The 22,847-nt window shown below is 74.5% G+C and carries 21 protein-coding genes; 8 read left to right on the top strand and 13 right to left on the bottom strand.

Translation table 11 applies throughout. The features are described 5' to 3' along the window. Positions 1–30 precede the first annotated feature (30 nt). The 4 genes from AB0K43_RS00895 to AB0K43_RS00880 form a co-directional block, all read right to left on the bottom strand. Positions 31–249 carry a hypothetical protein gene (locus AB0K43_RS00895; RefSeq protein WP_363634413.1) on the bottom strand — a complete coding sequence of 73 codons (219 nt, stop codon included), beginning with the start codon at positions 247–249 and terminating at the stop codon, positions 31–33. An 86-nt stretch (positions 250–335) separates the two neighbouring features. Next, positions 336–758, bottom strand: a complete 423-nt coding sequence (locus AB0K43_RS00890; RefSeq protein ID WP_363634412.1) for a YjbQ family protein — start codon at positions 756–758, stop codon at positions 336–338. A gap of 145 nt (positions 759–903) precedes the next feature. Further along, positions 904–1,170, bottom strand: coding sequence for a hypothetical protein (locus tag AB0K43_RS00885; RefSeq protein WP_363634411.1), 267 nt, complete (start codon positions 1,168–1,170; stop codon positions 904–906). Positions 1,171–1,358: 188 nt separating this feature from the next. After that, a complete protein-coding gene (locus AB0K43_RS00880) occupies positions 1,359–2,267 on the bottom strand; it encodes a hypothetical protein (protein WP_363634410.1) in 909 nt (302 codons plus the stop codon). A gap of 524 nt (positions 2,268–2,791) precedes the next feature. On the opposite strand from AB0K43_RS00880, the gene AB0K43_RS00875 reads away from it, so the two are divergent. Further along, positions 2,792–4,987, top strand: coding sequence for a bifunctional glycosyltransferase family 2 protein/CDP-glycerol:glycerophosphate glycerophosphotransferase (locus tag AB0K43_RS00875; protein WP_363634409.1), 2,196 nt, complete (start codon positions 2,792–2,794; stop codon positions 4,985–4,987). Here AB0K43_RS00875 and AB0K43_RS00870 read toward each other — a convergent pair. Further along, entirely contained in the window at positions 4,984–5,364 is a 381-nt protein-coding gene (locus AB0K43_RS00870) for a hypothetical protein (RefSeq protein ID WP_363634408.1), read from the bottom strand. The genes AB0K43_RS00875 and AB0K43_RS00870 overlap by 4 nt on opposite strands. Positions 5,365–5,656: 292 nt before the next feature. Here AB0K43_RS00870 and AB0K43_RS00865 point away from each other — a divergent pair, with 292 nt between their 5' ends. Beyond that, a complete protein-coding gene (locus AB0K43_RS00865) occupies positions 5,657–6,328 on the top strand; it encodes a lysophospholipid acyltransferase family protein (protein ID WP_363634407.1) in 672 nt (223 codons plus the stop codon). On the opposite strand, the gene AB0K43_RS00860 is transcribed toward AB0K43_RS00865, so the two are convergent. Then, positions 6,301–7,179, bottom strand: coding sequence for an alpha/beta fold hydrolase (locus AB0K43_RS00860; RefSeq protein ID WP_363634406.1), 879 nt, complete (start codon positions 7,177–7,179; stop codon positions 6,301–6,303). The two genes, AB0K43_RS00865 and AB0K43_RS00860, sit on opposite strands and share 28 nt — an antisense overlap. Positions 7,180–7,264: 85 nt before the next feature. On the opposite strand from AB0K43_RS00860, the gene AB0K43_RS00855 reads away from it, so the two are divergent. Beyond that, positions 7,265–7,750: a helix-turn-helix domain-containing protein gene (locus AB0K43_RS00855; protein ID WP_363634405.1), complete on the top strand. Its 486-nt coding sequence runs from the start codon at positions 7,265–7,267 to the stop codon at positions 7,748–7,750. Here AB0K43_RS00855 and AB0K43_RS00850 read toward each other — a convergent pair. From AB0K43_RS00850 to AB0K43_RS00825, 6 genes are all read right to left on the bottom strand, one after another. Next, positions 7,742–9,553 (bottom strand): ABC transporter ATP-binding protein, encoded by a 1,812-nt coding sequence (locus AB0K43_RS00850; RefSeq protein ID WP_363634404.1) that lies wholly within the window; start codon positions 9,551–9,553, stop codon positions 7,742–7,744. The two genes, AB0K43_RS00855 and AB0K43_RS00850, sit on opposite strands and share 9 nt — an antisense overlap. Before the next feature lie 166 nt (positions 9,554–9,719). Next, on the bottom strand, positions 9,720–10,493 hold the full coding sequence (locus AB0K43_RS00845; protein ID WP_363634403.1) for an SDR family oxidoreductase: 774 nt from the start codon (positions 10,491–10,493) through the stop codon (positions 9,720–9,722). Positions 10,494–10,601: 108 nt separating this feature from the next. Beyond that, positions 10,602–11,609, bottom strand: a complete 1,008-nt coding sequence (locus AB0K43_RS00840; protein WP_363634402.1) for a zinc metalloprotease — start codon at positions 11,607–11,609, stop codon at positions 10,602–10,604. Between the two features lie 276 nt (positions 11,610–11,885). Continuing rightward, positions 11,886–12,770 carry an SDR family oxidoreductase gene (locus AB0K43_RS00835; protein ID WP_363634401.1) on the bottom strand — a complete coding sequence of 295 codons (885 nt, stop codon included), beginning with the start codon at positions 12,768–12,770 and terminating at the stop codon, positions 11,886–11,888. Continuing rightward, positions 12,767–13,702, bottom strand: a complete 936-nt coding sequence (locus AB0K43_RS00830; RefSeq protein ID WP_363634400.1) for an alpha/beta fold hydrolase — start codon at positions 13,700–13,702, stop codon at positions 12,767–12,769. Before AB0K43_RS00830 ends, AB0K43_RS00835 begins: the two co-directional genes overlap by 4 nt. After that, on the bottom strand, positions 13,699–15,243 hold the full coding sequence (locus tag AB0K43_RS00825; protein ID WP_363634399.1) for an NAD(P)/FAD-dependent oxidoreductase: 1,545 nt from the start codon (positions 15,241–15,243) through the stop codon (positions 13,699–13,701). Before AB0K43_RS00825 ends, AB0K43_RS00830 begins: the two co-directional genes overlap by 4 nt. Before the next feature lie 153 nt (positions 15,244–15,396). Here AB0K43_RS00825 and AB0K43_RS00820 point away from each other — a divergent pair, with 153 nt between their 5' ends. The 3 genes from AB0K43_RS00820 (at position 15,397) to AB0K43_RS00810 (ending at position 18,811) form a co-directional block, all read left to right on the top strand. Continuing rightward, positions 15,397–16,164 carry a MerR family transcriptional regulator gene (locus tag AB0K43_RS00820; RefSeq protein ID WP_363634398.1) on the top strand — a complete coding sequence of 256 codons (768 nt, stop codon included), beginning with the start codon at positions 15,397–15,399 and terminating at the stop codon, positions 16,162–16,164. A gap of 373 nt (positions 16,165–16,537) precedes the next feature. Then, positions 16,538–17,806, top strand: coding sequence for an MFS transporter (locus AB0K43_RS00815; protein ID WP_363634397.1), 1,269 nt, complete (start codon positions 16,538–16,540; stop codon positions 17,804–17,806). A gap of 120 nt (positions 17,807–17,926) precedes the next feature. Continuing rightward, on the top strand, positions 17,927–18,811 hold the full coding sequence (locus AB0K43_RS00810) for a DMT family transporter (RefSeq protein WP_363634396.1): 885 nt from the start codon (positions 17,927–17,929) through the stop codon (positions 18,809–18,811). Between the two features lie 34 nt (positions 18,812–18,845). On the opposite strand, the gene AB0K43_RS00805 is transcribed toward AB0K43_RS00810, so the two are convergent. Then, a complete protein-coding gene (locus AB0K43_RS00805; RefSeq protein WP_363634395.1) occupies positions 18,846–19,616 on the bottom strand; it encodes a (2Fe-2S)-binding protein in 771 nt (256 codons plus the stop codon). Between the two features lie 306 nt (positions 19,617–19,922). On the opposite strand from AB0K43_RS00805, the gene AB0K43_RS00800 reads away from it, so the two are divergent. Further along, positions 19,923–21,119 carry an ATP-grasp domain-containing protein gene (locus AB0K43_RS00800; protein WP_363634394.1) on the top strand — a complete coding sequence of 399 codons (1,197 nt, stop codon included), beginning with the start codon at positions 19,923–19,925 and terminating at the stop codon, positions 21,117–21,119. After that, complete coding sequence (locus AB0K43_RS00795) at positions 21,116–22,792, top strand: IucA/IucC family protein (RefSeq protein WP_363634393.1); 1,677 nt, start codon at positions 21,116–21,118, stop codon at positions 22,790–22,792. Before AB0K43_RS00800 ends, AB0K43_RS00795 begins: the two co-directional genes overlap by 4 nt. Positions 22,793–22,847 lie beyond the last annotated feature (55 nt).

Genomic DNA, 22,847 nt, shown 5'->3' with positions numbered 1-22,847 from the left:
GCGGCGGGCCGGGGATCGGCGGGGCGGGGCTCAGCCCGCGCAGGCGATCCGCTGGGCCTGCTGCCAGGTGCAGACCGGGCAGAGCGTGCTGCCCGGCTGACCGGCCGGGTACTCGGTGGGCTCGCCGCACAGCACGCAGTCGGCCCGCGGCCCGGTGAGCGCCGGGTCCGGTGTCAGCCCGCGGGCGGGGTCGCCGGCGGGTGCGAGCTCACAACCGGGGGCGCCGGCCGATCCGTCCTGGTCCGTCATGTGGCCTTCCTACCTCCGCCGCCCGGCCGCCCGCAAGCGGCGCCCGGCTGCCGGACCGGGGCGGGCGCGGAGCCGGGTCGGCCGGGTCAGCCCAGGAAGGAGAGCCGCACCGAGCGGCGGGGGTTGTCGCCGTTGGTGTCCACCAGCACCACCGACTGCCAGATCCCCAGGGCGAGCTGCCCGTCGATCACCGGCAGGGTGGCGTGCGGGGCGACCAGGCCGGGCAGCACGTGGTCCCGGCCGTGGCCCGGTCTGCCGTGCCGGTGCTGCCAGCGGTCGTCGGACGGCAGCAGGTCGCGCAGGGTGGTCAGCAGGTCGCGGTCGCTGCCGGCGCCGGTCTCGATCACGGCGATCCCGGCGGTGGCGTGCGGGACGAAGACGTTCAGCAGGCCGCTGCGGCCGGCCGCCGCACCGGCGAGGAAGGAGGAGCAGCGCTCGGTGATGTCGACGGCGGCCTCGTCGGAGCCGGTGGTGATCTCGAAGACGATGGAGTGGAAGGTGTCCGTCATGGCGCCATCCTGACGGATCGCCGCTGCGCCGGATCACCACGGCCCTCGGCGTGGCGGCAACGGGAGATCGGTACGAGGACATGGAAGAGTGAGGCATGGCCGTTCACCTGCGGCCACGCCTCCCGCCCGTCGACCCGCCCGGGGGCTAGCCCCGGCTGCCGAACAGGCTGCGCCGCAGCCGGCGCAGCGGAGTCAGCAGCGACACCCGGGCGGCACGCCGCGGCGTGGCCGGGGTGCCGGCGCCGCGCGGCGTCAGCTCCCTTATCAGGCCGAGGGCCTCGGCGGTGTCCACCGCCGGGAGCGCGGGTGCGCCCAGCACGGCGAGGTGCCGCTCGATCCGGCGGCCGGTCGTACCGACACCGCACTGGATCGCCGGCACTCGTGCCCGTGTCCGTGCTTGCATGTGTTCCATCGATTCCCACCCCTACGAGGCGCCAGGGCCGTGAGGCGAAGACTATCCGTGTGAGACGGAGTTCGCGCAACCGTCCTGGTGTTCTGCCACCGTATCGTGCGACCGGAACTGACACATCACCAGGTGCGGGTGGCCTGGGTCACGAGTAGGCATCGAACGGGACGAATCGCGCGCCACCCGCGCCCGGATCAGGCAGGCCGCGCCGGGCGCACCCCGGCGCTGTCCTGCAGCTGGACCTGCGGGCCGGTCTCCGGCTCCGGCGGATCGAAGAGCACCGAGACCCCGGCGCCGGAGAGGCCGAGCCCGATGAAGGCCGCCAGCACCAGGACCACCAGCCAGGAGCCCGGGCCGTCCCAGTCGATCCGCCCGCCGTACCGGAGCAGACCGGTCAGGCCGAGCAGGCCGGAGACCACCAGGGCCGCCATGCCGTGCCGGACCCGGCGGAGCTCGGCCTCCCGCCAGCCCAGCAGCAGGGCGATCCCGAAGGCGAGGCACCAGGCCCCGAGCGCGCGGACGTCCAGCGGGCGAGCCGTCCAGGGCCAGTGCCGGGCGGCCTGGTCCGGCAGGGCGTAGAGCAGCAGGCCGGTGGCGGTGACGGTGAGGCCGCTGGAGAGGATCGGGGCGGCCACCCACCAGGGTAGGCGGGGCGCGCGGGGCGGCTTCGCGCCGGTGACCCGCCACTGCGCGCCGAGGGCGATCAGGCCGAGCAGGGGCGCCGCCAGGTGCACGCCGAGCCAGATCCAGGCGGCGGCGACGGCCGGCGGCGGGCCGCCGGTCAGGTGCAGGGAGCGGCGGCCGAGCAGGCTGGCGCCGAGCATCAGCAGCATGAAGAGCGAGCTCGCCGCGGTGGTCACCCGCACCTTCTCCCAGCGGCGGGCCCGCAGGGCGAGCGCCAGCATCACCCCGGAGCCGCCGTAGCCGGCGCCGAGCAGGGTGGCGGTCACCGGGGACATCCGCCAGGCGAAGAGGTCGTCGGTGGCGTCCGCGAAGAGGGTCAGGATCAGGAAGACCGCTCCGGCGGCCAGCGCGAGCGGGCCGAGCACCAGCAGCCGCAGGGCGGCGCCCACCGGCCTGGCGGGGAGTGGCGGCCGGCCCATGGGAGCTCCTTTATGAGACTCCGCGTCAATATAGGACCCGGGGGCAATCGTGGGCAATGCCTACGACATCATTCAGAAACTGAACACATCAGAGGGATTGACTGGGCCGAAACCTCCAAGCAATATCTCTACCAGGGCCGGATCGCCGAAAAGCCTGAACGGCGATCGACCAGTGTGTTCGACATATGAATGATCTTCCGACACTGCAGTGAGTCACTGCTTGGCCGTCTCGACGCTGCGACGGTCCGACTCCCCCGCGGTGGACGGGACCGGCGGTCGACCGTTGAGGGTCGGTCCGATCGCCACACCGGACTGCCGGTGCCGCCGCTCGCACGGCGCGGCACCGGCGGTCGCGTTTTCCGGGCCGGGTCGCCCGCGCCCCGCACCCGTTCGCCCGCGCCGGTGCCCGCCTCCGGCACCCCGCACCTCACCGGTCGATCGCCCGCGCGACCGGGCTCGCTACAGTGGGCGGCACCGGCGCACCTGCCGAGAACCGCCCAGTAGCCGTCGCGGAGAACCCAAGCGTGAGCCCCCTCCTCAGCATCGTCCTGCCGGTCCACGGGGTCGAGCGGTACCTGCCGCAGTGTCTCGACTCCCTCGTGGCGCAGAGCGCCCACCCGGGCGAGGTCGAGCTGATCGCCGTCGACGACCTCTCCCCCGACGGCTGCGGCGAGATCCTGGACGCCCACGCGGCCCGGGACGAGCGGCTGCGGGTGCTGCACCTGAGCGAGAACCAGGGCCTCGGCGGCGCCCGCACGGTCGGCCTGGCCGAGGCCACCGGCCGGTACGTCTGGTTCGTCGACAGCGACGACTGGCTGCCGCCGGGCACCCTGGACGCCGTGCTCGCCGAGCTGCGCCGCGAGCAGGACGCCGAGCGGCCGGCGGACGTGCTGCTCACCGACTTCATCCACGTCTACCAGGACGGCGGCACCGAGCCGAACCCCTGGCGGCACCTGCTCTCCGGCTCCCCGCTCGTCGAGGGCTGCACGCTGGCCGAGCACCCCGCCCTGCTCACCGCCGTGATGGCGGTCTGGAACAAGGTCTTCCGCCGCGACTACCTGCTCGGCCTGGAGGTCGCGTTCGGCCGCGGCTACTACGAGGACATCTCGGTCACCTACCCGGCGCTGCTGGCCGCCGAGCGGCTGCGCTACCTGGACCGCCCGTGCTACGCCTACCGGCGCGGCCGCCCCGGGGCGATCACCAGCACCGCCTCCCCCAAGCACGCCGACGCCTTCGCCCAGTACGACGCGATCTTCGCCTTCCTGGACCGGCACCCCGCGATCGGCCCCGCCCTGCGCACCCTGGTCTTCGAACGCACCGTCAAGCAGGCCGTCACCGTGTACGACACCCCGGGGCTGGTGCCGGTCGGGATGCGGGCGGAGTTCTTCCGGCGGATCACCGACCACTTCCGGCGCCACCGCCCGGCCGGGTACCGCTTCCCCGGCGGCGTCCGCGGGCTGCAGTACCGTTTGGTCGCCCGCGGCGCCCGGCGCTCGTACGCCGAGCTGCGGCGCACCGGGCAGCTGCCGGGCACGGTGCGGCGCGGCACCCGGGCGCTCGCCCCCGCCGTGCGCAAGGCGGTGCGCGGCAGCGCCCGGTTCACCGCGTACAACACCTTCCGGCGCCTCCCGCTGGACGAGAACCTGGCCGTGTACGCCGCCTACTGGCACCGCGGGTTCGCCTGCAACCCGGCCGCCATCTACCGCAAGGCCCGCGAACTGGCTCCGCAGATCCGCGGCGTGTGGGTGGTGGAGGACCGCGCCCGGGCCGCCACCCTGCCGCCCGACGTGCCCTTCGTGCTCCTCAACAGCCCGGCCTACCTGCGGCTGATGGCCACCGCCAAGTACTTCGTCAACAACGTCAACTTCCCGCACACCATGGTCAAGCGGCCCGGCAGCGTGCACCTGCAGACCCAGCACGGCACGCCGCTCAAGACCATGGGCGTGGACCTGAAGGAGTTCCCGGTCGCGGCCGACGGGATGGACTTCGAGCGGCTGGTCGAGGCGGTGTCCCGCTGGGACTACCTGGTCTCCTCCAACCCGCACACCAGCGAGCAGTTCGCCCGGGCCTTCCCCGGCGGCTACCGGATGCTCGACACCGGCTACCCGCGCAACGACCGCCTGGCGCTGGCGACCGGGCCGCAGTGCGCGGCGGTGCGCGAGAGCCTGGGCATCGAGCCCGGCAGCACCGCGGTACTGTACGCCCCGACCCACCGGGAGGCCCAGGGCGGGTACGTGCCGCTGGCCGACCTGCGGGAGCTGGCCCACCGGCTCGGCCCCGGCTTCACCCTGCTGGTGCGCACCCACTACTTCCACGACGGCGGGGTGGGCGATCTGACGGCCGGACCGCAGGACGCCCGGGTGCTGGACGTGTCCGACCACCCGGTGGTCGAGGACCTCTTCCTGGCCGCGGACGTGCTGGTGACCGACTACTCCTCGATGATGTTCGACTATGCGGTGCTGGACCGCCCGATCGTGCTGTTCACCCCGGACTGGGACGAGTACCGGCGGGTGCGCGGCGTCTACTTCGACCTGATGGCCGAGCCGCCGGGCGCCGTCGCCACCGACCAGGAGCAGCTGGCCGCGGCGCTGCTGGCGGGCGACCCGGAGCCGGCCGCCCGGGCGGCGTTCCGCAAGAAGTTCTGCCCGTGGGACGACGGCGGTGCGGCCGAGCGAGTGGTCCGCCAGGTCTTCCCGGTACGGGACGGGGCCCAGGGCTAGGGTCTGCCCGGCGAGGCACGGCGCAGCTCCAGGTACTCGGCCACCAGGCCGTCGGGGTGCCGCAGTCGGCTTGCCCGGCCGAGCGGGGTCGGCGGCAGCTCCCGCACCAGTTCGGCGCCGTGGGCGAGGAGTTGCTCGGTGGTGCCGGCCAGCGAGTCGACGGTGAAGACCACCCGGACCTCGCGGGCCGGCGCGAGCGCGGCCTCGGCGCCGCTCAGCACCAGGACCGGTCCGACCACGGTGCCGGTCAGGCCGCTCGCCTCCACTTGCACGGTCGGACCGGCGGCGGCGCCGGTGAGCGACTGGTAGAGGAGCACGGTGTCGGTGTGCCGGTCCTCCTCGGCGAAGACCGGCACCAGGGCAGTGTTGATCGGCATGGCCGCCCCCAGGGGCTCGACGCGAGTCGGTGATCCTCCGTCCACACGCTAACCGCTCGCCCCCCGCCCGGTCGGGCTTCCCGGCAGATCCGGCGCCCCGGGCCGGGCTCCGACGCGCCGTCACCGCGCGGGCGCCTCACCGCGTGGCCGACCCTGTGCGGGGAGTGACGAGAATCGCACCCGTCCGCCGACCGGAAACAGTGGACGGGCCCGGGGGGCCATGTCGTAACCTGCCAGCTGACCTCGGTCCCCGCAGGGCCGAGCCCGTGAGCAGGTCGGCCGGGGAGGGCCCATGATCAACCTCATCACCAAGCTCGTGCTCAAGCCGCTGGCGAGGACGGTCTACCGGCCCGTCATCGAGGGGCTGGAGAACGTGCCGCGCAAGGGTGGGGTGATCCTGGCCAGCAACCACCTGTCCTTCATCGACAGCGTGGTGATCCCGCTGACCGCGCCGCGCCAGGTGTTCTTCCTGGCGAAGGCCGAGTACTTCACCGGTACCGGGCTCAAGGGCTCGATCGTCCGCTCGTTCTTCACCAACGTCATCAACGCGGTGCCGGTCGAGCGCGGGACCTACCGCTCCGCGGCCGCCTCGCTGGAGCAGGCGCTGGAGATCGTGCAGGGCGGCAAGGCCTTCGGCATCTACCCCGAGGGCACCCGCTCGCTGGACGGGCGGCTCTACCGCGGCAAGACCGGGGTGGCCTGGCTCGCGCTGACCGCCGGCGTCCCGGTGGTGCCGGTGGCGCTGGAGGGCCCGCAGGACATCCTGCCGGTCGGTCGGAAGCTGCCCCGGGTGCGGCAGGTGACGGTCCGGTTCGGCAAGCCGCTGGACTTCTCCGAGCTGCACGGCCAGGCCCGCTCGGCCAAGGCCCGGCGCCAGGTGACCGACCAGGTGATGGCCGCGATCCAGGAGCTGTCCGGCCAGGAGGCCGCCGACAGCTACAACGAGCTGCCCAAGGCGGCCTGAGCCGCCGGGCCCCGGTCCGCCAGGAACGCCGACAGCCGGCCGCCGACCTCCCCGGCGCCGGCCATCGGCAGCGAGTGGTGCGAGGCCCCTTCCAGCAGCTCCACCCGGACGTCCGGCAGCAGCCGCGCGCCGCGCCGCACCGCGCGCGGACGGTGCGCCCGGCCGCGCCCGGCGAGCAGCACCAGGGTCGGCGCCGCGCAGTCGCGCAGCGCGGCCGCGCGCGGGCGGCGGCCGACCACCACCTTGGCGCTCGGGAAGTCGGCCACGCCGAGCGCGTACTGGCGCTGCCAGCCCTCGTCCACCGCGAGGCCGGCGCACTCCCAGTCGAGGAAGGCCCGGGCCCGGGCCTCGGTCGGGCGCAGCAGCATCGGCAGGGCGTGCAGCAGGTAGCCGGGCCGGAAGCCGGCGAAGCACTGGGTCGGGTCGAGCAGCGCCAGCCGGTTCACCCGCGCGGGCGCGTGCAGGGCGTACGTCAGCGCGATCCAGGCGCCGTACGAGTGGCCGCACAGGTGTGTGCGTCCGAGGCCGAGGCCGTCGAGGACCGTGCCGAGCCACTCCAGCAGGTCCGCCGGGGTTGCCGGGGTGCGGCCGTCGGCCACGCTGCGGCCGGGCTCCCCGATCCGGTCGACGGCGTACAGCCGGTGGCGGTCGCCGAGTTCGGCGGCCAGGGCGAGCCAGGCGGTGGCGCCGGCCCCGCCGCCGGGCAGCAGCACCAGGGGCGGGGCGCCTTCGGGGCCGCACGCCAGCACCCGGGTGGTGCCGAAGGCCGAGCGGAGGTCCACCGTGGTGGTGCCGTGCGGCCAGCGGGCCCGCAGGGTGTCGTAGGCCTGGAAGAAGTCGTCGACGGACATGGCAGCCCCGTTTCCCTCGTTGACCAAGAGTCTCGCCGAACGAGATACTAGGCAAGCGAGTGGATTCGGGGAAGGGCGGTGCGCGATGGACGACCGGGGCCAGGCCATGGGCCTGGTGCACCTGCTGCGGGCGGTGACGGTGGAGCTGGACCGCCTCGGCGGGCGGTTCGCCGCGCTGCACGGGCTGCACCCGACCGACCTGCGGGCACTGATCGAGCTGCTGGACGCGGACCGGGCCGGGCGAGCCGTGACCCCCGGGCGGCTCGGCGAGCGGCTCGGCCTGAACTCGGCCGGCACCACCGCCCTGGTGGACCGGCTGGAGCGGCTCGGCCTGATCGAACGCACCCGGGACACCGCCGACCGGCGGCGGGTGCTGCTGCGCGTGACCGAGCGGGCCGTCGAGCTGGGCCGGTCGTTCTTCGGGCCGGTGATCGGTGAGCTGGTCGCGGCGATGGCGGAGTTCGAGCCCGCCGAACTGGACACCGCGCAGCGCTTCCTCACCGCGGTGAGCGGGGCGGTGGCCCGGGCCAGCGGCGCGGACGGCGCCGCCGCAGCGAGCGGGTCAGACTGAGACCGGGTCGCCCTCACGGCGCAGCAGCGCGGCGTAGCGCCCGCCGAGCGCCAGCAGGTCGTCATGGGTGCCGAGTTCGGCGATCCGGCCACCGTCCAGGACGGCGATCTGGTCGGCGCCGCGGATGGTGGAGAGCCGGTGCGCGATGGTGATGGTGGTCCGGCCGGCGGCCAGGGCGTCGATGGCCTGCTGGACGGCGAGTTCGGTCCGGTTGTCGAGCGCGCTGGTGGCCTCGTCCAGGATCAGCACCGGTGGGTTGCGCAGGATGGTGCGGGCGATCGCCAAGCGCTGCTTCTCGCCGCCGGAGAAGCGGTAGCCGCGCTCGCCGACCAGGGTGTCGTAGCCGTCCGGGAGGGCGGAGATCATGTCGTGCACCTGGGCCGCCCGGGCCGCGGCGACCAGCTCCTCGTCGGTGGCGCCGGGCTTGGCGAAGCGCAGGTTGTCGGCGACCGAGGCGTGGAAGAGGTAGGTCTCCTGGGAGACCACGCCGACGGTGTCGGCCAGTGCGGCGAAGGACAGCTCCCGCACGTCCGTGCCGTCGATGGCGACCCGGCCCCCGGTCACGTCGTACAGCCTGGGCACCAGGTAGCTGAGGGTGGTCTTGCCCGAGCCGGTCTCCCCCACCACGGCGAGCGAGCCGCCGGCCGGGATCTTGAGGTCGATGCCGGCCAGGGTCGGTCGCTCCTGGTCCGGGTGGTAGCGGAACTCGACGTCCTCGAAGGTGACGTCGCCGCGCAACTGCGCCGGGCGGACCGGGTGGGCGGGCTCGGCGATCTCGACCGGGAGGTCGAGGTACTCGAAGATGCGCTGGAACAGCGCCAGCGAGGTCTGCACCTGCACGCCGGTGGAGAGCAGGCTGACGGTGGGCCGGAACAGGCCCTGCTGGAGCGAGACGAAGGCCACCAGGGTGCCGATCGAGACGATCGGGGCGCCGCCGGCCGCGGTCAGCCCGGCCGCCCAGTAGATCAGCGCGGGCATCGCGGCCATCACCACCCCGATGGTGGACATCCGCCAGCGGCCCGCCATGCTGGAGCGCACCTCCAGGTCGGCGAGCTGGTCGGACTGCCGGGTGAACTCCCGGGAGAGCGAGTCGGAGCGGCCCATGGTGCGGCCGAGCAGGATGCCGCTCACCGACAGCGACTCCTGGACGGCGGAGCTCATCGCCGCGAGCTGCTTCTGCCGCTCGGTGGTGATCTTCTTGCGCTCGTTGCCGACCCGGCGGCTGATCCAGACGAACGCCGGGAGCAGCAGCAGCGAGACCACCGTGAGCCGCCAGTCGAGCGCGACCATGGCCACCACGCTGGCGACCACGCTGGTCAGGTTGGAGACCAGCGAGGTGGCGGTGGAGGTGACGGTGGACTGCATGCCGCCGATGTCGTTGGCGATCCGGGACTGCACCTCGCCGGTGCGGGTGCGGGTGAAGAAGGCCAGCGACATCCGCTGCAGGTGGGTGTAGACCGCGGTGCGCAGGTCGTGCATGACGCGCTGGCCGACGGTGGTGGAGATCAGCGTCTGCAGCACGTTGAAGACGCTGTTCACCACCGCGGCGGCGATCATGCCGAGCACCAGCAGGGTGAGCAGGCCGGTGCGGCCCTGCGGGATCGCGGTGTCCAGCACGGCGCGCAGCAGGAACGGGGTGGCCACCGAGACCACCGCGGAGGCGGCCACCAGCAGGCCGACCACGGCCAGCCGGCCGCGGTAGGGGCGGAACAGCGCCGTGATCCGGCGCAGCTGGGCGGGCGGTTTGGGCTCGCCCGGGACGGCCTCGGGTGGGGTCCAGTCGGTACTGCGGTCGGGTCGCAAGGGGCGGCCTCCATCGGCGCGGGTGGGCAGGGAGCCAGCATACCGAGCTTGGCTCATGGTTAGACAAACTAATAATGAGCCTTGCCATATTCCTGGCCCCGGCGCCACCCGCGCCCGCGCCGTCCGCACCACCCGCGCCCGCGCCGACGGCGCCCCGGCCGGCCGGTCAGTCGGTGCGGTAGGTGCGCGCGGCCTTGGAGGAGAGGCCGCCGAGCTTGCCGCTGGGCAGCAGCCGGGCCACCGCCACCGCCAGCTTGTAGCGCTTGCCGGGGACGGAGAGCGAGCGGCCGCGGGCCAGGTCGCGCAGCGACTCGTCGACCACCCGCTCGGCGGACAGCCAGCCCCAGGCCGGCACGTTGGAGGTGCCCATCCCGGCCCGCTGGTGGAACTCGGTCCGGGTGAAGCCCGGGCAGAGTGCCTGCAGCCGCACCCCGCTGCCACCGAGGTCGCGGGCGACACCCTGGGTGAAGCTCACCACCCAGGCCTTGGTGGCGCCGTAGGTGCCGCGCGGCAGGAAGGCGGCGACCGAGGCGACGTTGACGATGCCGCCGCGCCCGCGCTCCCGCATCCCCGGCAGCGCGGCGGTGGTGGTCCGCAGGATCGCCTCGACGTGCACCTTGAGCATGTCCAGCTCCTGCTCCACGGGGACGGTGAGGAAGGCGCCCCGATTGCCGAAGCCGGCGTTGTTGATCAGGATGTCGACCGGCCGGGCGGCGTCCCGCAGCCGGTCCTCGACGGAGCTGATCCCCTCGTCGGTGGCCAGGTCGGCGCGGAGCGTCTCGACCTGCACGCCGTACTTCTTGGCGAGTTCCTCGGCGGTGGCCGCCAGCCGCTCGCTGTCGCGGGCGACCAGGACCAGGTCCCGCCCGTCCCTGGCCAGGCGGCGGGCGAAGGCGGCGCCGATGCCGGCGGTGGCGCCGGTGATGAGAGCTGTGGTCATGGACAGACCGTACTGGCTGGTAGCGCCGTGCGCGACGGTGCCCCGACGCAGGCCGGCGCCGGACCGCGGGAAGCGGTCCGGCGCCGGCCGTGCGGCGGCGTGCGGGGGTCAGGCGCGGTAGGAGGCCCAGGAGTTGGTCATCCGGGTGACCTGGCCCGGGGTGAACTGGGTCATGCAGGAGTCGTAGGTGTAGTCCATGAAGTTGTGGATCGGGTCGACGCCGGTGGAGGTACAGGTGTTCCGGCCGGTCGGGCACTCGAAGGCCGCGCTGGCCTCGGCCGGGGTGTCGCCGACCGAGTCGCCGCTGCCGCTGCAGCCGCCCTGGAAGGTGTGGTAGAGCCCGAGCCAGTGGCCGATCTCGTGGGTGGCGGTGTCGCCCTGGTTGTAGTTGGCCGCCGAGCCGCCGGGCAGCGAGGCGTCCAGGATGACCACGCCGTCCATGGTCGGCTGGGAGCGGTAGGAGCTCGGGAAGGTGGCCCAGCCGAGCAGCCCGTCGCCGAGGCTGGCGGTGTAGATGTTCAGGGTGTTGGCGCCGCCCTTGTGCAGCGCGGTCTTCATCGCCTTCTCGGCGGAGGTGCCGTCCGTGATGCCGTTGTACCAGGCGGCCTTGTCGGTGTAGTCGGTGGAGACCAGCTGGAACTTGAACGGGCTCGCGGTGTTGCCCGAACCCTGGCCGCCGTAGGCCGCGTTGAGGACCGCGATCTGGTTGCTGATCGCACCGGCCGAGAGCTTGCCGGTGCTGCCGCTGTGGATCACGTGGAAGTACACCGGGATGGTGGTGGCGGCCGCGGCGCCGGCGCTGCCCAGCAGGCCCGGGCCGTCGGAGGAGCGGCGCAGCTGCTCGACGGTGGTCTTCAGGTCCGCGTCCATCGCCTTGACCTGCTCGGAGGTGAGCGAGTTGGGGTCGTGGGCGCTGGAGCCCTTGGCCTGGCGCGCGGCGGCGTCGGTGTGTTCGGGGGACTGGCCGTCGACACACCGCGCCGCGGCGGCCGGAGCGGCGACGGTGGAGAACGCGGCGGGCGCCGCGAACTGGGCGGCGCCGAGCGCGGCGGCCAGGGCGGTGACGGTGAGGATCCGGTTCGCGACACGCGCAGCGGAGCGGGCAGGACGAGACATCTGCTCTCCCGGGGGATGTGGGGGGTGGCGGGTTGGGGCCGCCGAGCAGAGGTTAAGCACTGCCGCCGTGTACGCGTCAGATGCGTTCAGGCCGCGAAATCCTCCGGACAAATCCCCCAAAGCCCGGATGTTTACCGGGTGTTGGGTCACGCCAGATGGAAGCTTTACGTCCGGGCAACATCACCGGAACAGCGCCACCCTGGCCGAAAACCGCCCCCGGACATGCGGAACGGGCCGCCCCGTACGGCCGGGGCGGCCCGCTCCGCGGACCCGGGGTCAGGCGGGCCGGTGTGCCGCCGAGTCCGCCTCCCCGCCGGCCCCCACGGGGCGCAGCCGGTCGGCCGCGGTGGCCCTCAACTCCGGTGCCAGCCGCGCCACGTCACGCGCCCCCACGGCGGCGATCAGGCTCGGCAGCAGCCAGCGGACCGGCTGCATCCCGCGCAGCCAGGCCTGCGCGTAGACGTGCGCCGAGCGGCGGGCGATACCGGCCACCAGCCGGTCGACGGCCGGCTCCAGCGGGTACGTCTTGCTGGCGGGCCAGGGCAGCCGGGCCCGCATCTGCCGCAGCACGGTGTCCTGGTCGGCCCCGCGGACCATGTCCGTGTCGGTCCAACTCAGGTACCCGACGCCGACCCTGACGCCCTGATAGGCCACCTCCGCACGCAGCGAGTGGGCGAACGCCTCCACCCCCGCCTTGCTCGCGCAGTACGCCGCCATCAGCGGCGCCGGGGTGATCGCGGCCAGCGAGGCGATCTGCAGCAGGTAGCCCCGGCTCTCGGCCAGCGCGGGCAGGAAGGCCCGGGCGGTGGCCACGCTGCCCAGCAGGTTGACCTCGATCACCCGGCTGAACGCCCGGTGGTCGCTGTCCAGCAGCGGCCCGCCGATGGCGATCCCGGCGTTGGCGACCACGGTGTCGATCCGGCCGTAGCGCTCCTTGATCTGCTCCGCGGTGGCGGTCAGCGCCGCCAGGTCGGTGACGTCGGCCTCCCAGTACGAGGCGTCGGGGCCGCACTGGGCGGCGACCGCCTTCAGCTCCGCCGGCTCCAGACCCACCAGCGCGACCCGGGCCCCCTGCTGCGCCAGCTTGCGGGCCGTCAGCGCGCCGACGCCACGGGCGGCACCGGTCACCACGACCACCTGGGCGGCCAGAGACGGGCTCATCCGACATCACTCCTCTGCTCTGCGGAAACCAGCTCGACGATGCGGCGGATCTCGCCGGCCACCTCGGCCGGGCGCTCCACCGGCGCCATGTGACCGACCCCGGGCAGTTCCACCAGCCCGTGCGGGTTCGGGAGGGCCGCCAGGATGCGGCGCGCGTGCACCGGCGGGGTCAGCCGGTCGTGGGTGCCGACCAGCACGGCGGTGGGCACCGCCAGCGCGGCCAGGCCGGCGGTCAGCTCCACCGTGCCGAGCACCTTGGACCAGCGGTGCCGGGTGCCGGTCGGGCAGGCGTGCACCACCTTCGCGCAGGCCGCGACCTGCGCCGCCGGCGTCGCGGGGCCCATGGTGGCGTACTTGAGCAGCGCCCGGCTCACCCCGTTGGCCGGCCCGAGCGGCAGCCGGGACTCCAGGATCAGCTGGTGCAGCCGGCGCCGCAGCCGCACCGAGCGGACCGCAGCGGGCACCACCCTGAGCTCGGCGACCAGATCGCTCGCGCCGGTGCTGACCAGCACCGCACCGCTGGTCCGGGCGGCGACCTGCGGGCGGTCGGCGGCGGCCATCACGGTCATGCCACCCATGCTGTGGCCGGCCAGCACGGCCCGCTCGCCGGCCGGGACCAGCTCGGTGAGCACCGCCTCCAGGTCGTCCGCCAGCTTGGCGGTGGAGTAGCCGGCCGCGCCCCGCGGCCGGTCGCTGCCGCCGTGGCCGCGCTGGTCGTAGGCCACCACCCGGTGGTCGGCGGCCAGCCGGTGGATCACCGGGGCCCAGAACGGCACCGAGCAGGTCCAGCCGTGCGCGAGCACCACCGTGGGGGCACCCTGCGGACCGTACGTCTCGGTGTGCAGCCAGGTGCCGTCGGCCGAGCGGACCTTGCGGGTGCCGGTCGGCGCGGGCAGGACGTGCGGGTCGGTCGCTGCCGGGACGGCGGTCATACCGGGACCTCCTCGGCGAGCGGCGCGGCGGCGGGGGCGGTGCGCTTGATCAGCTCGTACTCGGCCAGGTCCACCCGGCGGGTGGCGCGGCGGAAGGAGCTGGTGGAGCCGGGCCAGAGCACGGTGTTGCGCCCGGTGCCGTCCAGGTACCAGCTCCGGCAGCCGCCGGTGGTCCAGACCGTACGGCCCATCCGGTGCTGGAGTTCGAGGTTCCAGTGCCGCTGCGCCCGCTCGGTCGGCTGCAGGGCGGTCGCGCCCACGGCGTCCAGCGCGGTCAGCGCGTCGATCAGGTAGTTCAGCTGCGACTCGATCATCAGGATCATCGAGCTGTTGCCGAGGCCGGTGTTGGGGCCGATCACGAAGAACAGGTTGGGGAAGCCCCGGACGGTGGAGCCGCGCAGCGCCTCCATGCCGTCCTTCCACTCCTCGGCCAGCGCCCGGCCGCCGACGCCGAACACCCGCTGGGCGATGGGCATGTCGGTGACGTGGAAGCCGGTACCGAAGACGATCGCGTCCACCTCGTGCTCGCTGCCGTCGGCCGCGACCAGGGTGGAGCCGCGCACCTCGCGCAGGCCCGCGGCGACCACCTCGGCGTTGGGGGCCGCCAGTGCCGGGTAGTAGGTGTTGCTGAGCAGGATCCGCTTGCAGCCGATCCGGTAGTCCGGGGTGAGCTTGGCCCGCAGCGCAGGATCGGCGATCGAGCGGGCGATGTGCCGCTCGGCCATCCGCTGGACCAGCCGCAGTGCGCCGGGGCGGCGCACGAAGGCGTCCACCTGGAGCTCGCGCAGGGCGAACAGGGTGCCCCGGCGCAGCTTGCCGGTCGGCGGGATCCGGGTGTGCAGCCACTTCTCCAGGGCGGAGATCTCCCGGTCGGCACGCGGCAGCACCCAGCCGGGGGTGCGCTGGAAGACGGTGAGCCGGCCGACCTTCGGCTGGATCGCGGGCACGATCTGGGCGGCCGAGGCGCCGGTGCCGACCATCGCGACCCGCTTGCCGGCCAGGTCGTAGTCGTGGTCCCAGCGCGAGGAGTGGAAGACCTTGCCGGGGAAGTCCGCGAGGCCCGGCAGGTCGGGGATCTGCGGGTCGGCCAGCGGGCCGGCGGCCGACACCACCGCGTCGGCGGTCCAGTCGCCGCGGGAGGTGCGGATCCGCCAGCGCGCCGGGCCCTCCTCCCAGCGCAGCTCCAGCACCTCGGTGTCGAAGCGCAGGTGCGGGCGCAGCCCGAAGGTGTCGGTGACCTTCTCCAGGTACGCCCGGATGTCCGGCTGGCCGGAGAAGCTGCGCGGCCACTCGGGGTTGGGGGCGAAGGAGAAGGAGTACAGGTGCGAGGGCACGTCGCAGGCGCAGCCGGGGTAGCTGTTGTCGCGCCAGGTGCCGCCGACCGAGGAGGCACGCTCCAGGATGACGAAGTCGGTGATGCCGGCCCGGCGCAGCCGGACACCGGCGCCGAGGCCGCCGAAGCCCGAACCGACCACGGCCACCTTGACGTGCGGTGTCGCGACCGGTGGCGGGGTGGGGGGCTGCTTGGTGCGGGGAACCATGCGGCGGACCTCCTGCGGCGAGGTGGGTGGACAGGGTCCAAGAGAACCCTGCCAGTAATCACTGGCACGATTGGCAGGGTAGCCCTTGCTGACACTTCTCGGAAGAAGGCGGACCACATCGGTTCGGGGCCCGGCCACCCTATGCTGGCGGGCGTGGCGGAGACCGAGGAGACCGAGGAGATCGAGCAGGCGGCCGGGCCGGCGCGCCGGTACCGGGTGGAGGAGCTGGCCCAGGCCGCCGGGATCACCGTGCGCACCCTGCGCTTCTACCGCGAGCGCAAGCTGCTCCAGCCGCCGCGCAAGGAGGGCCGGATCGCCTGGTACGGCGAGGAGCACCTGGCCCGGCTGCGGGTGATCGCCGAGCTCCTGGAGCGCGGCCACGCCCTCGGGGGCATCGCCGAGCTGATCGGCGCCGGCGAGAGCGGCCGGGACGTCGCCGAGCTGATCGGCCTGCAGGACGCGATCACCGCCCCCTGGTCGGACGAGACCCCGGTGCACCTCGACTGGGCCGAGCTGCAGGCCGCCTTCGGCGACCAGCTCACCGAGGAGAACACCGCCGAGTCGATCGCCCAGGGCTACATCACGGTCGAGCCGGACGGCATCACCCACATCAGCCGGCGACTGATGGAGGCCACCACCGCCCTGGTCGGCGAGGGCGTGCCGCTGGCCGCCGTGCTGGCGGCCAGCCGCACCGCACAGGAGCACGCCGACGCCATCGCCGAGTCCTTCGTCTCGCTGATCGCCGAACAACTGCTGGGCCGGCTCGACCAGGTGGAGCGGCTCTCCCCCGCCGAGGCGACCCGGCTGCGCGACCAGGTGCTGCGGATCCGGCCACTGGCCCGGGCGGTGGCCGACACCCAGTTCACGCTGGCGATGGACCGGCGGGTGCGGGCCGAGTACGAGCGGCTCGGCCGGCACTGAGCCCGGCCTCGAAACGCTTGCCGCCCGGCACCTCGCCAGGTTAGGGTTACCTAAGCTCAGGCGCCCGAGAGGGCGGCCCGCTGCTTCGGTGCCCGCGCGAGGGGTCTCGCGGTCATCGGCGAAGCCACGGCTCCGCCCACCCGGTGACGGTCCATCGGGCAGGCGGAGCCGTCGGCGATTCACCCGATCCGCCTTGGTGGCTCCTCCAACCCCGCCCGGCGCACCGCCCGCCCCGCTGGGCGATCCGACGCTTCCCGGTCGACCCGCCGCCGCCGTAGGTTCGAGGCTCACCCGCGCGCTGCCGGACCAGCCAGGGCCGACGGACGGGAGGCGGGCGCCCCGACGCGGCCCCGCCTCCGGGGGGTGGCGGTCGATGGCCGCTGTCGCATCGTTTCGAACCGCCGTCCGCCTGACCGGCCGCGGCGTCCTGCTGTGGTCGCTGCTCGGCAGGTTGCCGAACGCCATGTGCCCGATCGGCTCCCTGCTGCTGGTGAGCCACAACTCCGGCTCGGTCTGGCGGGGTTCGGCCGTGGCCGGCGCCCTGGCCGTCTCCCAGGCCGTGGCCGGCCCGCCGGTCGGACGGCTCGCCGACCGGCGCGGCCAGCGCCGGGTCGGGCTGGTGGCCGCGGCCGTCAACGCCCTGGCCATCCTGGCGCTGGTGATCGCCTCCGAGCAGGGCCTGCCGCTGCCGTGGCAGCTGGCTCCGGCCGCGCTGATCGGGCTCTCGGTGCCGCTGATCGGCCCGCTCTCGCGCAGCCGCTGGATCCAACTGGCCCGGGGCGACCGGGAGTCCGGCGCCGCCGCGATCTCGCTCGACGGCATCATGGACGAGATCAGCTTCACCGCGGGGCCGGCCGTGGTCGGCGCACTGGCCACCCTGGTGGACCCGGCCGCGGGGATGGTGCTCGGCGCCGCCCTGGCCGGGGTCTGCGGCACGCTGTTCGCGCTGCACCCGACCGCGCCCACCGCGCCCACCGCCCCGGACACCCCCACCGCCCCGGACGGCGCCCGCGACCGTCGGCCGCGACCCTCGGCACGGCTGTCGAGCACCCCGTTCGCCCTGCTGCTGGCCGGCATGGCCCTGCTGGGGGTCTGCTTCGGCTCCGTCCAGGTCGGCGTCACCGCGACCACGGCGGAGCTCGGCCGGCCGGGTGCGGCCGGCCTGCTCTACGGCCTGATCGGCCTCACCAGCTCGTTCGCCGGGGTGGCCACCGCCGCGCTGCCCGGCCGGTACGGGCTGCCGCTGCGGCTCAAGGCCGGGGCGGTGCTGCTGCTCGCCGCCTCGGTGCCGCTGCCCTGGACCGGCACCCTCACCGGACTCGCCCTCGGGGTCGGCTTCCTCGGGGTGGCCGTGGCCCCGCAGATGATCACGATGTTCGGCCTCACCGAGCGCACCGCCCCCGCCGAGCGCCTCGGCGAGGCGATGGCCGCCCTGGTCAGCAGCATCACCCTGGCCCAGTCCGGCGGCACCGTGCTGGCCGGTTGGCTGGCCGACCGGCACGGCCCGGCCGCACCGTTCCTGCTCACCGGCGCGGCCGCCGCCGCGGCGGCCCTCCTGGCGCTCGCCACCGCCACCGAGACCCGCTACCACCGCCGCGACCACCCCCCGACCCGACACCCGGCCACCGCGACGGCGCCCTGACGGGCACCGATCGCTCAGGAGCGAGCCGCCCGGCGATCGCTGCGCGTGAGCTTCTCCCCCGGGCCCGGCGCCGCCGAAATCGCCTTTCCCGGCTGCCTCGCCGCACCGTAGGTTGGCCCGATGGCGCTCTCCGACATGACCAAGGCCGGCCCGGACCGCAAGGCGCTCGCCGCCGCCACCACCACGGTGGTGCTCTGGGCCTCGGCCTTCGTCGCGATCCGCGGCGCGGGCGAGCACTTCGGCCCCGGCGCGCTGGCCCTCGGGCGGCTGCTGGCGGGCTCGGTCGCGCTGGCGGCGCTGCTGGCGCTCCGGGGCGAGGGCCCGCCGCCGCGCGCGGCCTGGCCGGGGATCGCGGCCAGCGGGCTGCTCTGGTTCGGCGCGTACATGGTGGCGCTCAACTGGGGTGAGCAGCAGGTGGACGCGGGCACCGCCGCGATGGTGGTGAACATCGGCCCGGTGCTGATCGCGCTGCTCGGCGGCCGGTTCCTGGGCGAGGGCTACCCGCCGAAGCTGCTCGCCGGGATGGCGGTCTCGTTCGCCGGCGCGGTGGTGGTCGGACTCTCCATCTCGGGCGGCGGCGGGAGTTCCGTGCTGGGCATCGCCTTGTGCCTGATCGCCGCGGTCACCTACGCCGGTGGGGTGGTCGCCCAGAAGCCCGCCCTGCGGCACGCCTCCCCGCTCCAGGTCACCGCCTTCGGCTGCCTGGTCGGGACGGCGGCCTGCCTGCCGTTCACCCCGCAGCTGGTCGACCAGGTGGCCACCGCGCCGCCGTCGGCCACCCTCGGCGTCGTCTACCTGGGCCTGTTCCCGACCGCGCTGGCCTTCACCACCTGGGCGTACGCCCTGGCCCGCAGCACGGCCGGGCGGATGGGCGCGACCACGTACGCGGTGCCCGCGCTGGTGGTCCTGATGGCCTGGGCGGTGCTCGGCGAGGTGCCCGGCTGGCTGACCCTGGCCGGCGGGGCGCTCTGCCTCGCCGGCGTCGCGGTCTCCCGCCGCCGCTGACCTGCCCGCGCCCGCCCCGCCGCGTCCGCCCCGCTCAGGCCTCCAGCCGGGCCACCCGCTCCTCGTCGCCGGTGCGCGGGCAGGTCAGGCAGGCCTGGGCGGGATCGACCGCGTAGTAGAGGCAGCAGCCCGCCCGGGTGCGGGTCCAGTGGCTGCGGCCCTCGGTGCCGGGCAGGCGGCGGAACTCCGCGGCGCCGGGGAACGGCGGGGTGTCGCCCGGCAGCACGGCGGCGGCGGCCTCCACCGCGTGGTCCTCCTCGCCCAGCACCCGGCCGAGGTACCAGATCCCGGAGAGCAGGTCGTCGGCGGCCATGCCCCACAGCGCCCGCGGGCCGCGCCGCACGTACGGCTGGAAGGCGGCCAGCACCGGCCCCAGGTGCGCGGCCAGCGCGGTGCGCAGCTCGGACTCGTCACCGACCACCCACTCGCCGGGGCGGACCGCGAGGCGGCCGTCGGCCGGGTCGATCCACAGGTCGCCGGCGCGCAGCTGCGGCACCTGGCGCTCCAGGTACCAGGGGCCGCTGACCAGCAGGCAGACCGACCACAGGTAGTGGTGCAGGATCCGGGAGGCGGCCACATGGGTGCGCGGGGCCCGGCCGTGCTCGGCGGTGATCCTGGCGCTCTCCGCCGCCACCAGCTCCTCGACCGAGCAGGCCAGCGTGTCGGCTCCGCGCCAGTGCCCACCACTCGGCGGTCGCACGGCGAGTTCGACCCGCAGAGCGCCGTCGCAGGCGGCGAACAGCAGCCGATAGGTCTCGGCGAGTTCGTCGGCCCGGCTGCGCCGATCGGCCGTCAGTTGGAGCATCAGGACTCCCGACAAGGACTAAGGTGAGGCTCACCTTAGTGCATAACTGACGGTGGGTCGGCAGGCGCAGGAGTGAATCTGAGGATTTGACACGTTTAGGTTTGCCTCACCTAGATTTGGACCGTTCCGGCCGATCGCCGCAGCCGAGGCCGACGGCGCGGGCCGGGGCGGAGCGCGACCCGGCGGACCCCGGTGTGACGGGGGCCCGGCCTGGTGAAGAACTAGAGGGTCTTCACCAGGCCGAAGCAGCCCACTCCGGCCGGACGGCGGGCCTGCCGTCCGGCCCGACCACCACAGCGAGGACCCATGCGGCTCTACCTGCTCGCCCTGAACCCCACCGACTCGGTGACCCTCGGCTTCCTGCCCGCCGCCGCCCGGCTCGGACTGACCGTCACCGTGCTGACCGACTGCCCGCAGCTCCACCGGGAGGCGTACGCCGAGCTCGACCCGGCCCCCGAGGTGCTGGAGTGCCCGGTGCAGGACTTCCGCGAGGTGGTCGGCCTGATCTCCCGGCACGCCGCCCCGGACGCGGTGTTCAGCAACAGCGACCACCTGCAGACCCAGACCGCGCTGGCCGCCGGGTACTTCGGGCTGCCCGCCAAGGACTGGCGGGCGACCCTGCGGGCCAAGAACAAGGCCGAGCTGCGCCGGCACCTGGCCGCGACCGGCCTGGACACCGTCCGGTCCGCCGAACTCGCCCCCGGGCAGGACCCGGCCACCCTGACACCGGCCTTTCCCTGCGTGGTCAAACCCCGCGAGGGCGTCGCCAGCGAGGACGTCAGCCTGGTCGCGGACGCCGCCGAACTCGCCGCGCGCTGCCAGGAGATCCGGCAGCGCAGGCCCGGCGCCGCGCTGGTGGTCGAGGAGTACCTGGCGGGCGGCCTGCACACCCTGGAGACGCTCGGCGACGGCACCACCCGCCTGGTGCTCGGCGGCTTCCGGACCACCCTCTCGGCGCCGCCGCACTTCGTCGAGGAGCTGCTGGAGTACGTGCCCGCGCACCCGCCGGCGGTGACCGCCCAGGTACTGGCCCAGCTGGACGCCGTCGGCGTCGGACTCGGCGCCTGCCACACCGAGTTCGTGCTCCAGCCGGACGGCCGGGTCCGGCTGGTCGAGGTCAACTACCGCGCCATCGGCGACCAGTGCGACCTGATGTTGGAACACCTTTTGGGCATACCGTACTTCGAGCTGGTGCTGGGCACCCACCTCGGCCGGCCGCTGCCGCCGGGCCTGCGCCTGCGCGAGGACCGCCGGGCCCGCAACCAGCCGGTCTGCGCCGACCGGGCCGGCACCCTGACCGCCGCCCCCGGGCCGGCGGCCTGGGAGGCCGACGGCGTCCGGTTCGGCTACCGGCCGACCCGCGCCGTCGGCGAGCGCCACGCGCACTACCGCACCAACCGCGACTACCTGGGCGTGGCCTGGGCGGTCGGCCCCGACCAGGCCGCCGCCGACCGCGCGGTCGCCCGGTTCATCGCCGCCAACCACTGGGAGGTCACCCCGTGACCGAGGCCGACGCCCTGACCCTGCGGGTGCTCGACACGCTGCTGCGCGAGGACGTGGTGGGGCTGCGCACCGGCGCCGTACCGGAGCAGCGCGCCGACGGCACCTGGCTGCGGGCCGGGCGGCTCGCCCTGCCGGTCGCCGAGGACGGCTTCCAGAGCGAGTACGCCGCGCGGCTGCCGCTGCTGGAGGCCGACGGTGCCCCGCTCACCGAACTCCCCCGGATCCTCGCCGAGGTCGCGGCGCTGGCCGACCCCGAGGACCACGGCGGTCACCGGGCGTTCGCCGAGGAGTGCCGCGAGGCGCTCACCGCGGTGCGGCTGCACGCCGGGGCCGGGGCCCGGGTGCGCGCCGCGCTCGCCGACCGCTACGGCGCCGACACCGCCGCCTGGCACGGGCCCGGCCCCGCGCTCGCCTTCGACACCCTGGCCGCCTACCTGGACCACCCGGTCTACCCGACCGGCCGCGCCCGGTCCGGCCTGGACGAGGCCCAACTGCGGTCGTACGCACCGGAGTTCCACCCATCCTTCGAGCTGCGCTGGATCGGCCTGCCGGCGTCGGCGCCGACCGTACGAGGCAGCGGCCCGCTCCCCTCCTGGTGGCCCACGGCCGAGCAGCTGGGCCTGCCGGCCGGCCTGGAGCCGCTCCCGGTGCACCCGCTGACCGCCGACCGCGGGCCCGGCCCGCTGCCGCCCGGCGCGGTCCTCGCCGACCGGCCCCACCTGGCGGTGCTGCCGACGCTCTCGATGCGCACCGTCGCCGTCGCCCGGGCACCCCACCAGCACCTCAAGCTGCCGCTCGCCACCGCCTCCCTGGGCCTGCGCAACCGCCGCACCATCAAGCCCGGCACGCTGGCCGACGGCGCCGCCGGCCAGCGGCTGCTGGAGGCCGTGCTGGCGCGCGAACCCCGCTTCGCCGGGCGGGTCCTGCACGCCGACGAGCAGTGCTGGGCGCACGCCGGCCACGAGCTGCTGGCCGTCCTGCTGCGCCGCTACCCGGCCGACCTCGCCGGCGCCGTCACCGTGCCGCTGGCCGCGCTGACGGCCACCGCCCCGGGGGGCGCCTTGGTCGTCGACCAGCTCGCCACGCGGTTCTACGCCGGCTCGGTGCCCGAGCTCTACCGCGACCTGGTGACCCTGATCGTCGACTGGCAGACCACCCTGTTCGGCCACGGCATCGCACTGGAGTCGCACCAGCAGAACACCTCGCTGGTGCTCGACCGGCCCGGCGGCCGCACCCGGCTGCGGCTGCTGCTCAAGGACAACGACGGCCTGCGGATCAATACCCGCCGACTGGGCGAACTCGCCCCGTACGCCGCCGATTTCGACGACCGCCGGATCCTGGTCGAGGACGACCGCGCGCTGACCGACCTGTTCACCACCATCACCGGCCATCTGTGCACCGCCGCCCTCGCCTTCGCGCTCGCCGAGCACGGCCGGGCGCCGCTCGCCGGCAGTCTCGGCGTGCTGCGCGCCGCCCTCACCGCGGCCGTCGACCGGCTCGGCCCGGCGGGCACACCGCTGCGCACCCACCTGCTGGAGGCCGACCGGCTCCCGGTGAAGGCGATGGTCACCGCCGGCACCCTGCTGAGCAAGGAGCGCTCCGGGGCGGCCGACATCAACAAGCACTACACCACCGGCCCCAACTACCTCCGCCGCCCCGGAGTCGCCGGGTGACTACCCCGGCGAAGGGTGAACCGACCCCCGGCCGTCCCGACCCGCTGGAGACCAC

The organism is Kitasatospora sp. NPDC049258 (genome assembly GCF_040678895.1).
GTDB lineage: Bacteria > Actinomycetota > Actinomycetes > Streptomycetales > Streptomycetaceae > Kitasatospora.
The sequence above is the reverse complement of the archived record's forward strand: the minus strand, read 5'-3'. Positions and strand labels throughout refer to the sequence as shown.

Coding starts and splice junctions, on each gene's coding strand:
- AB0K43_RS00805 (WP_363634395.1), bottom strand. CDS start 19,616: ATGCTCCAACTGACGGCCGATCGGCGCAGCCGGGCCGACGAACTCGCC.
- AB0K43_RS00865 (WP_363634407.1), top strand. CDS start 5,657: ATGATCAACCTCATCACCAAGCTCGTGCTCAAGCCGCTGGCGAGGACG.
- AB0K43_RS00880 (WP_363634410.1), bottom strand. CDS start 2,267: ATGGGCCGGCCGCCACTCCCCGCCAGGCCGGTGGGCGCCGCCCTGCGG.
- AB0K43_RS00835 (WP_363634401.1), bottom strand. CDS start 12,770: ATGAGCCCGTCTCTGGCCGCCCAGGTGGTCGTGGTGACCGGTGCCGCC.
- AB0K43_RS00870 (WP_363634408.1), bottom strand. CDS start 5,364: ATGCCGATCAACACTGCCCTGGTGCCGGTCTTCGCCGAGGAGGACCGG.
- AB0K43_RS00825 (WP_363634399.1), bottom strand. CDS start 15,243: ATGGTTCCCCGCACCAAGCAGCCCCCCACCCCGCCACCGGTCGCGACA.
- AB0K43_RS00830 (WP_363634400.1), bottom strand. CDS start 13,702: ATGACCGCCGTCCCGGCAGCGACCGACCCGCACGTCCTGCCCGCGCCG.
- AB0K43_RS00895 (WP_363634413.1), bottom strand. CDS start 249: ATGACGGACCAGGACGGATCGGCCGGCGCCCCCGGTTGTGAGCTCGCA.
- AB0K43_RS00890 (WP_363634412.1), bottom strand. CDS start 758: ATGACGGACACCTTCCACTCCATCGTCTTCGAGATCACCACCGGCTCC.
- AB0K43_RS00855 (WP_363634405.1), top strand. CDS start 7,265: ATGGACGACCGGGGCCAGGCCATGGGCCTGGTGCACCTGCTGCGGGCG.
- AB0K43_RS00885 (WP_363634411.1), bottom strand. CDS start 1,170: ATGGAACACATGCAAGCACGGACACGGGCACGAGTGCCGGCGATCCAG.
- AB0K43_RS00860 (WP_363634406.1), bottom strand. CDS start 7,179: ATGTCCGTCGACGACTTCTTCCAGGCCTACGACACCCTGCGGGCCCGC.
- AB0K43_RS00810 (WP_363634396.1), top strand. CDS start 17,927: ATGGCGCTCTCCGACATGACCAAGGCCGGCCCGGACCGCAAGGCGCTC.
- AB0K43_RS00845 (WP_363634403.1), bottom strand. CDS start 10,493: ATGACCACAGCTCTCATCACCGGCGCCACCGCCGGCATCGGCGCCGCC.
- AB0K43_RS00815 (WP_363634397.1), top strand. CDS start 16,538: ATGGCCGCTGTCGCATCGTTTCGAACCGCCGTCCGCCTGACCGGCCGC.
- AB0K43_RS00800 (WP_363634394.1), top strand. CDS start 19,923: ATGCGGCTCTACCTGCTCGCCCTGAACCCCACCGACTCGGTGACCCTC.
- AB0K43_RS00840 (WP_363634402.1), bottom strand. CDS start 11,609: ATGTCTCGTCCTGCCCGCTCCGCTGCGCGTGTCGCGAACCGGATCCTC.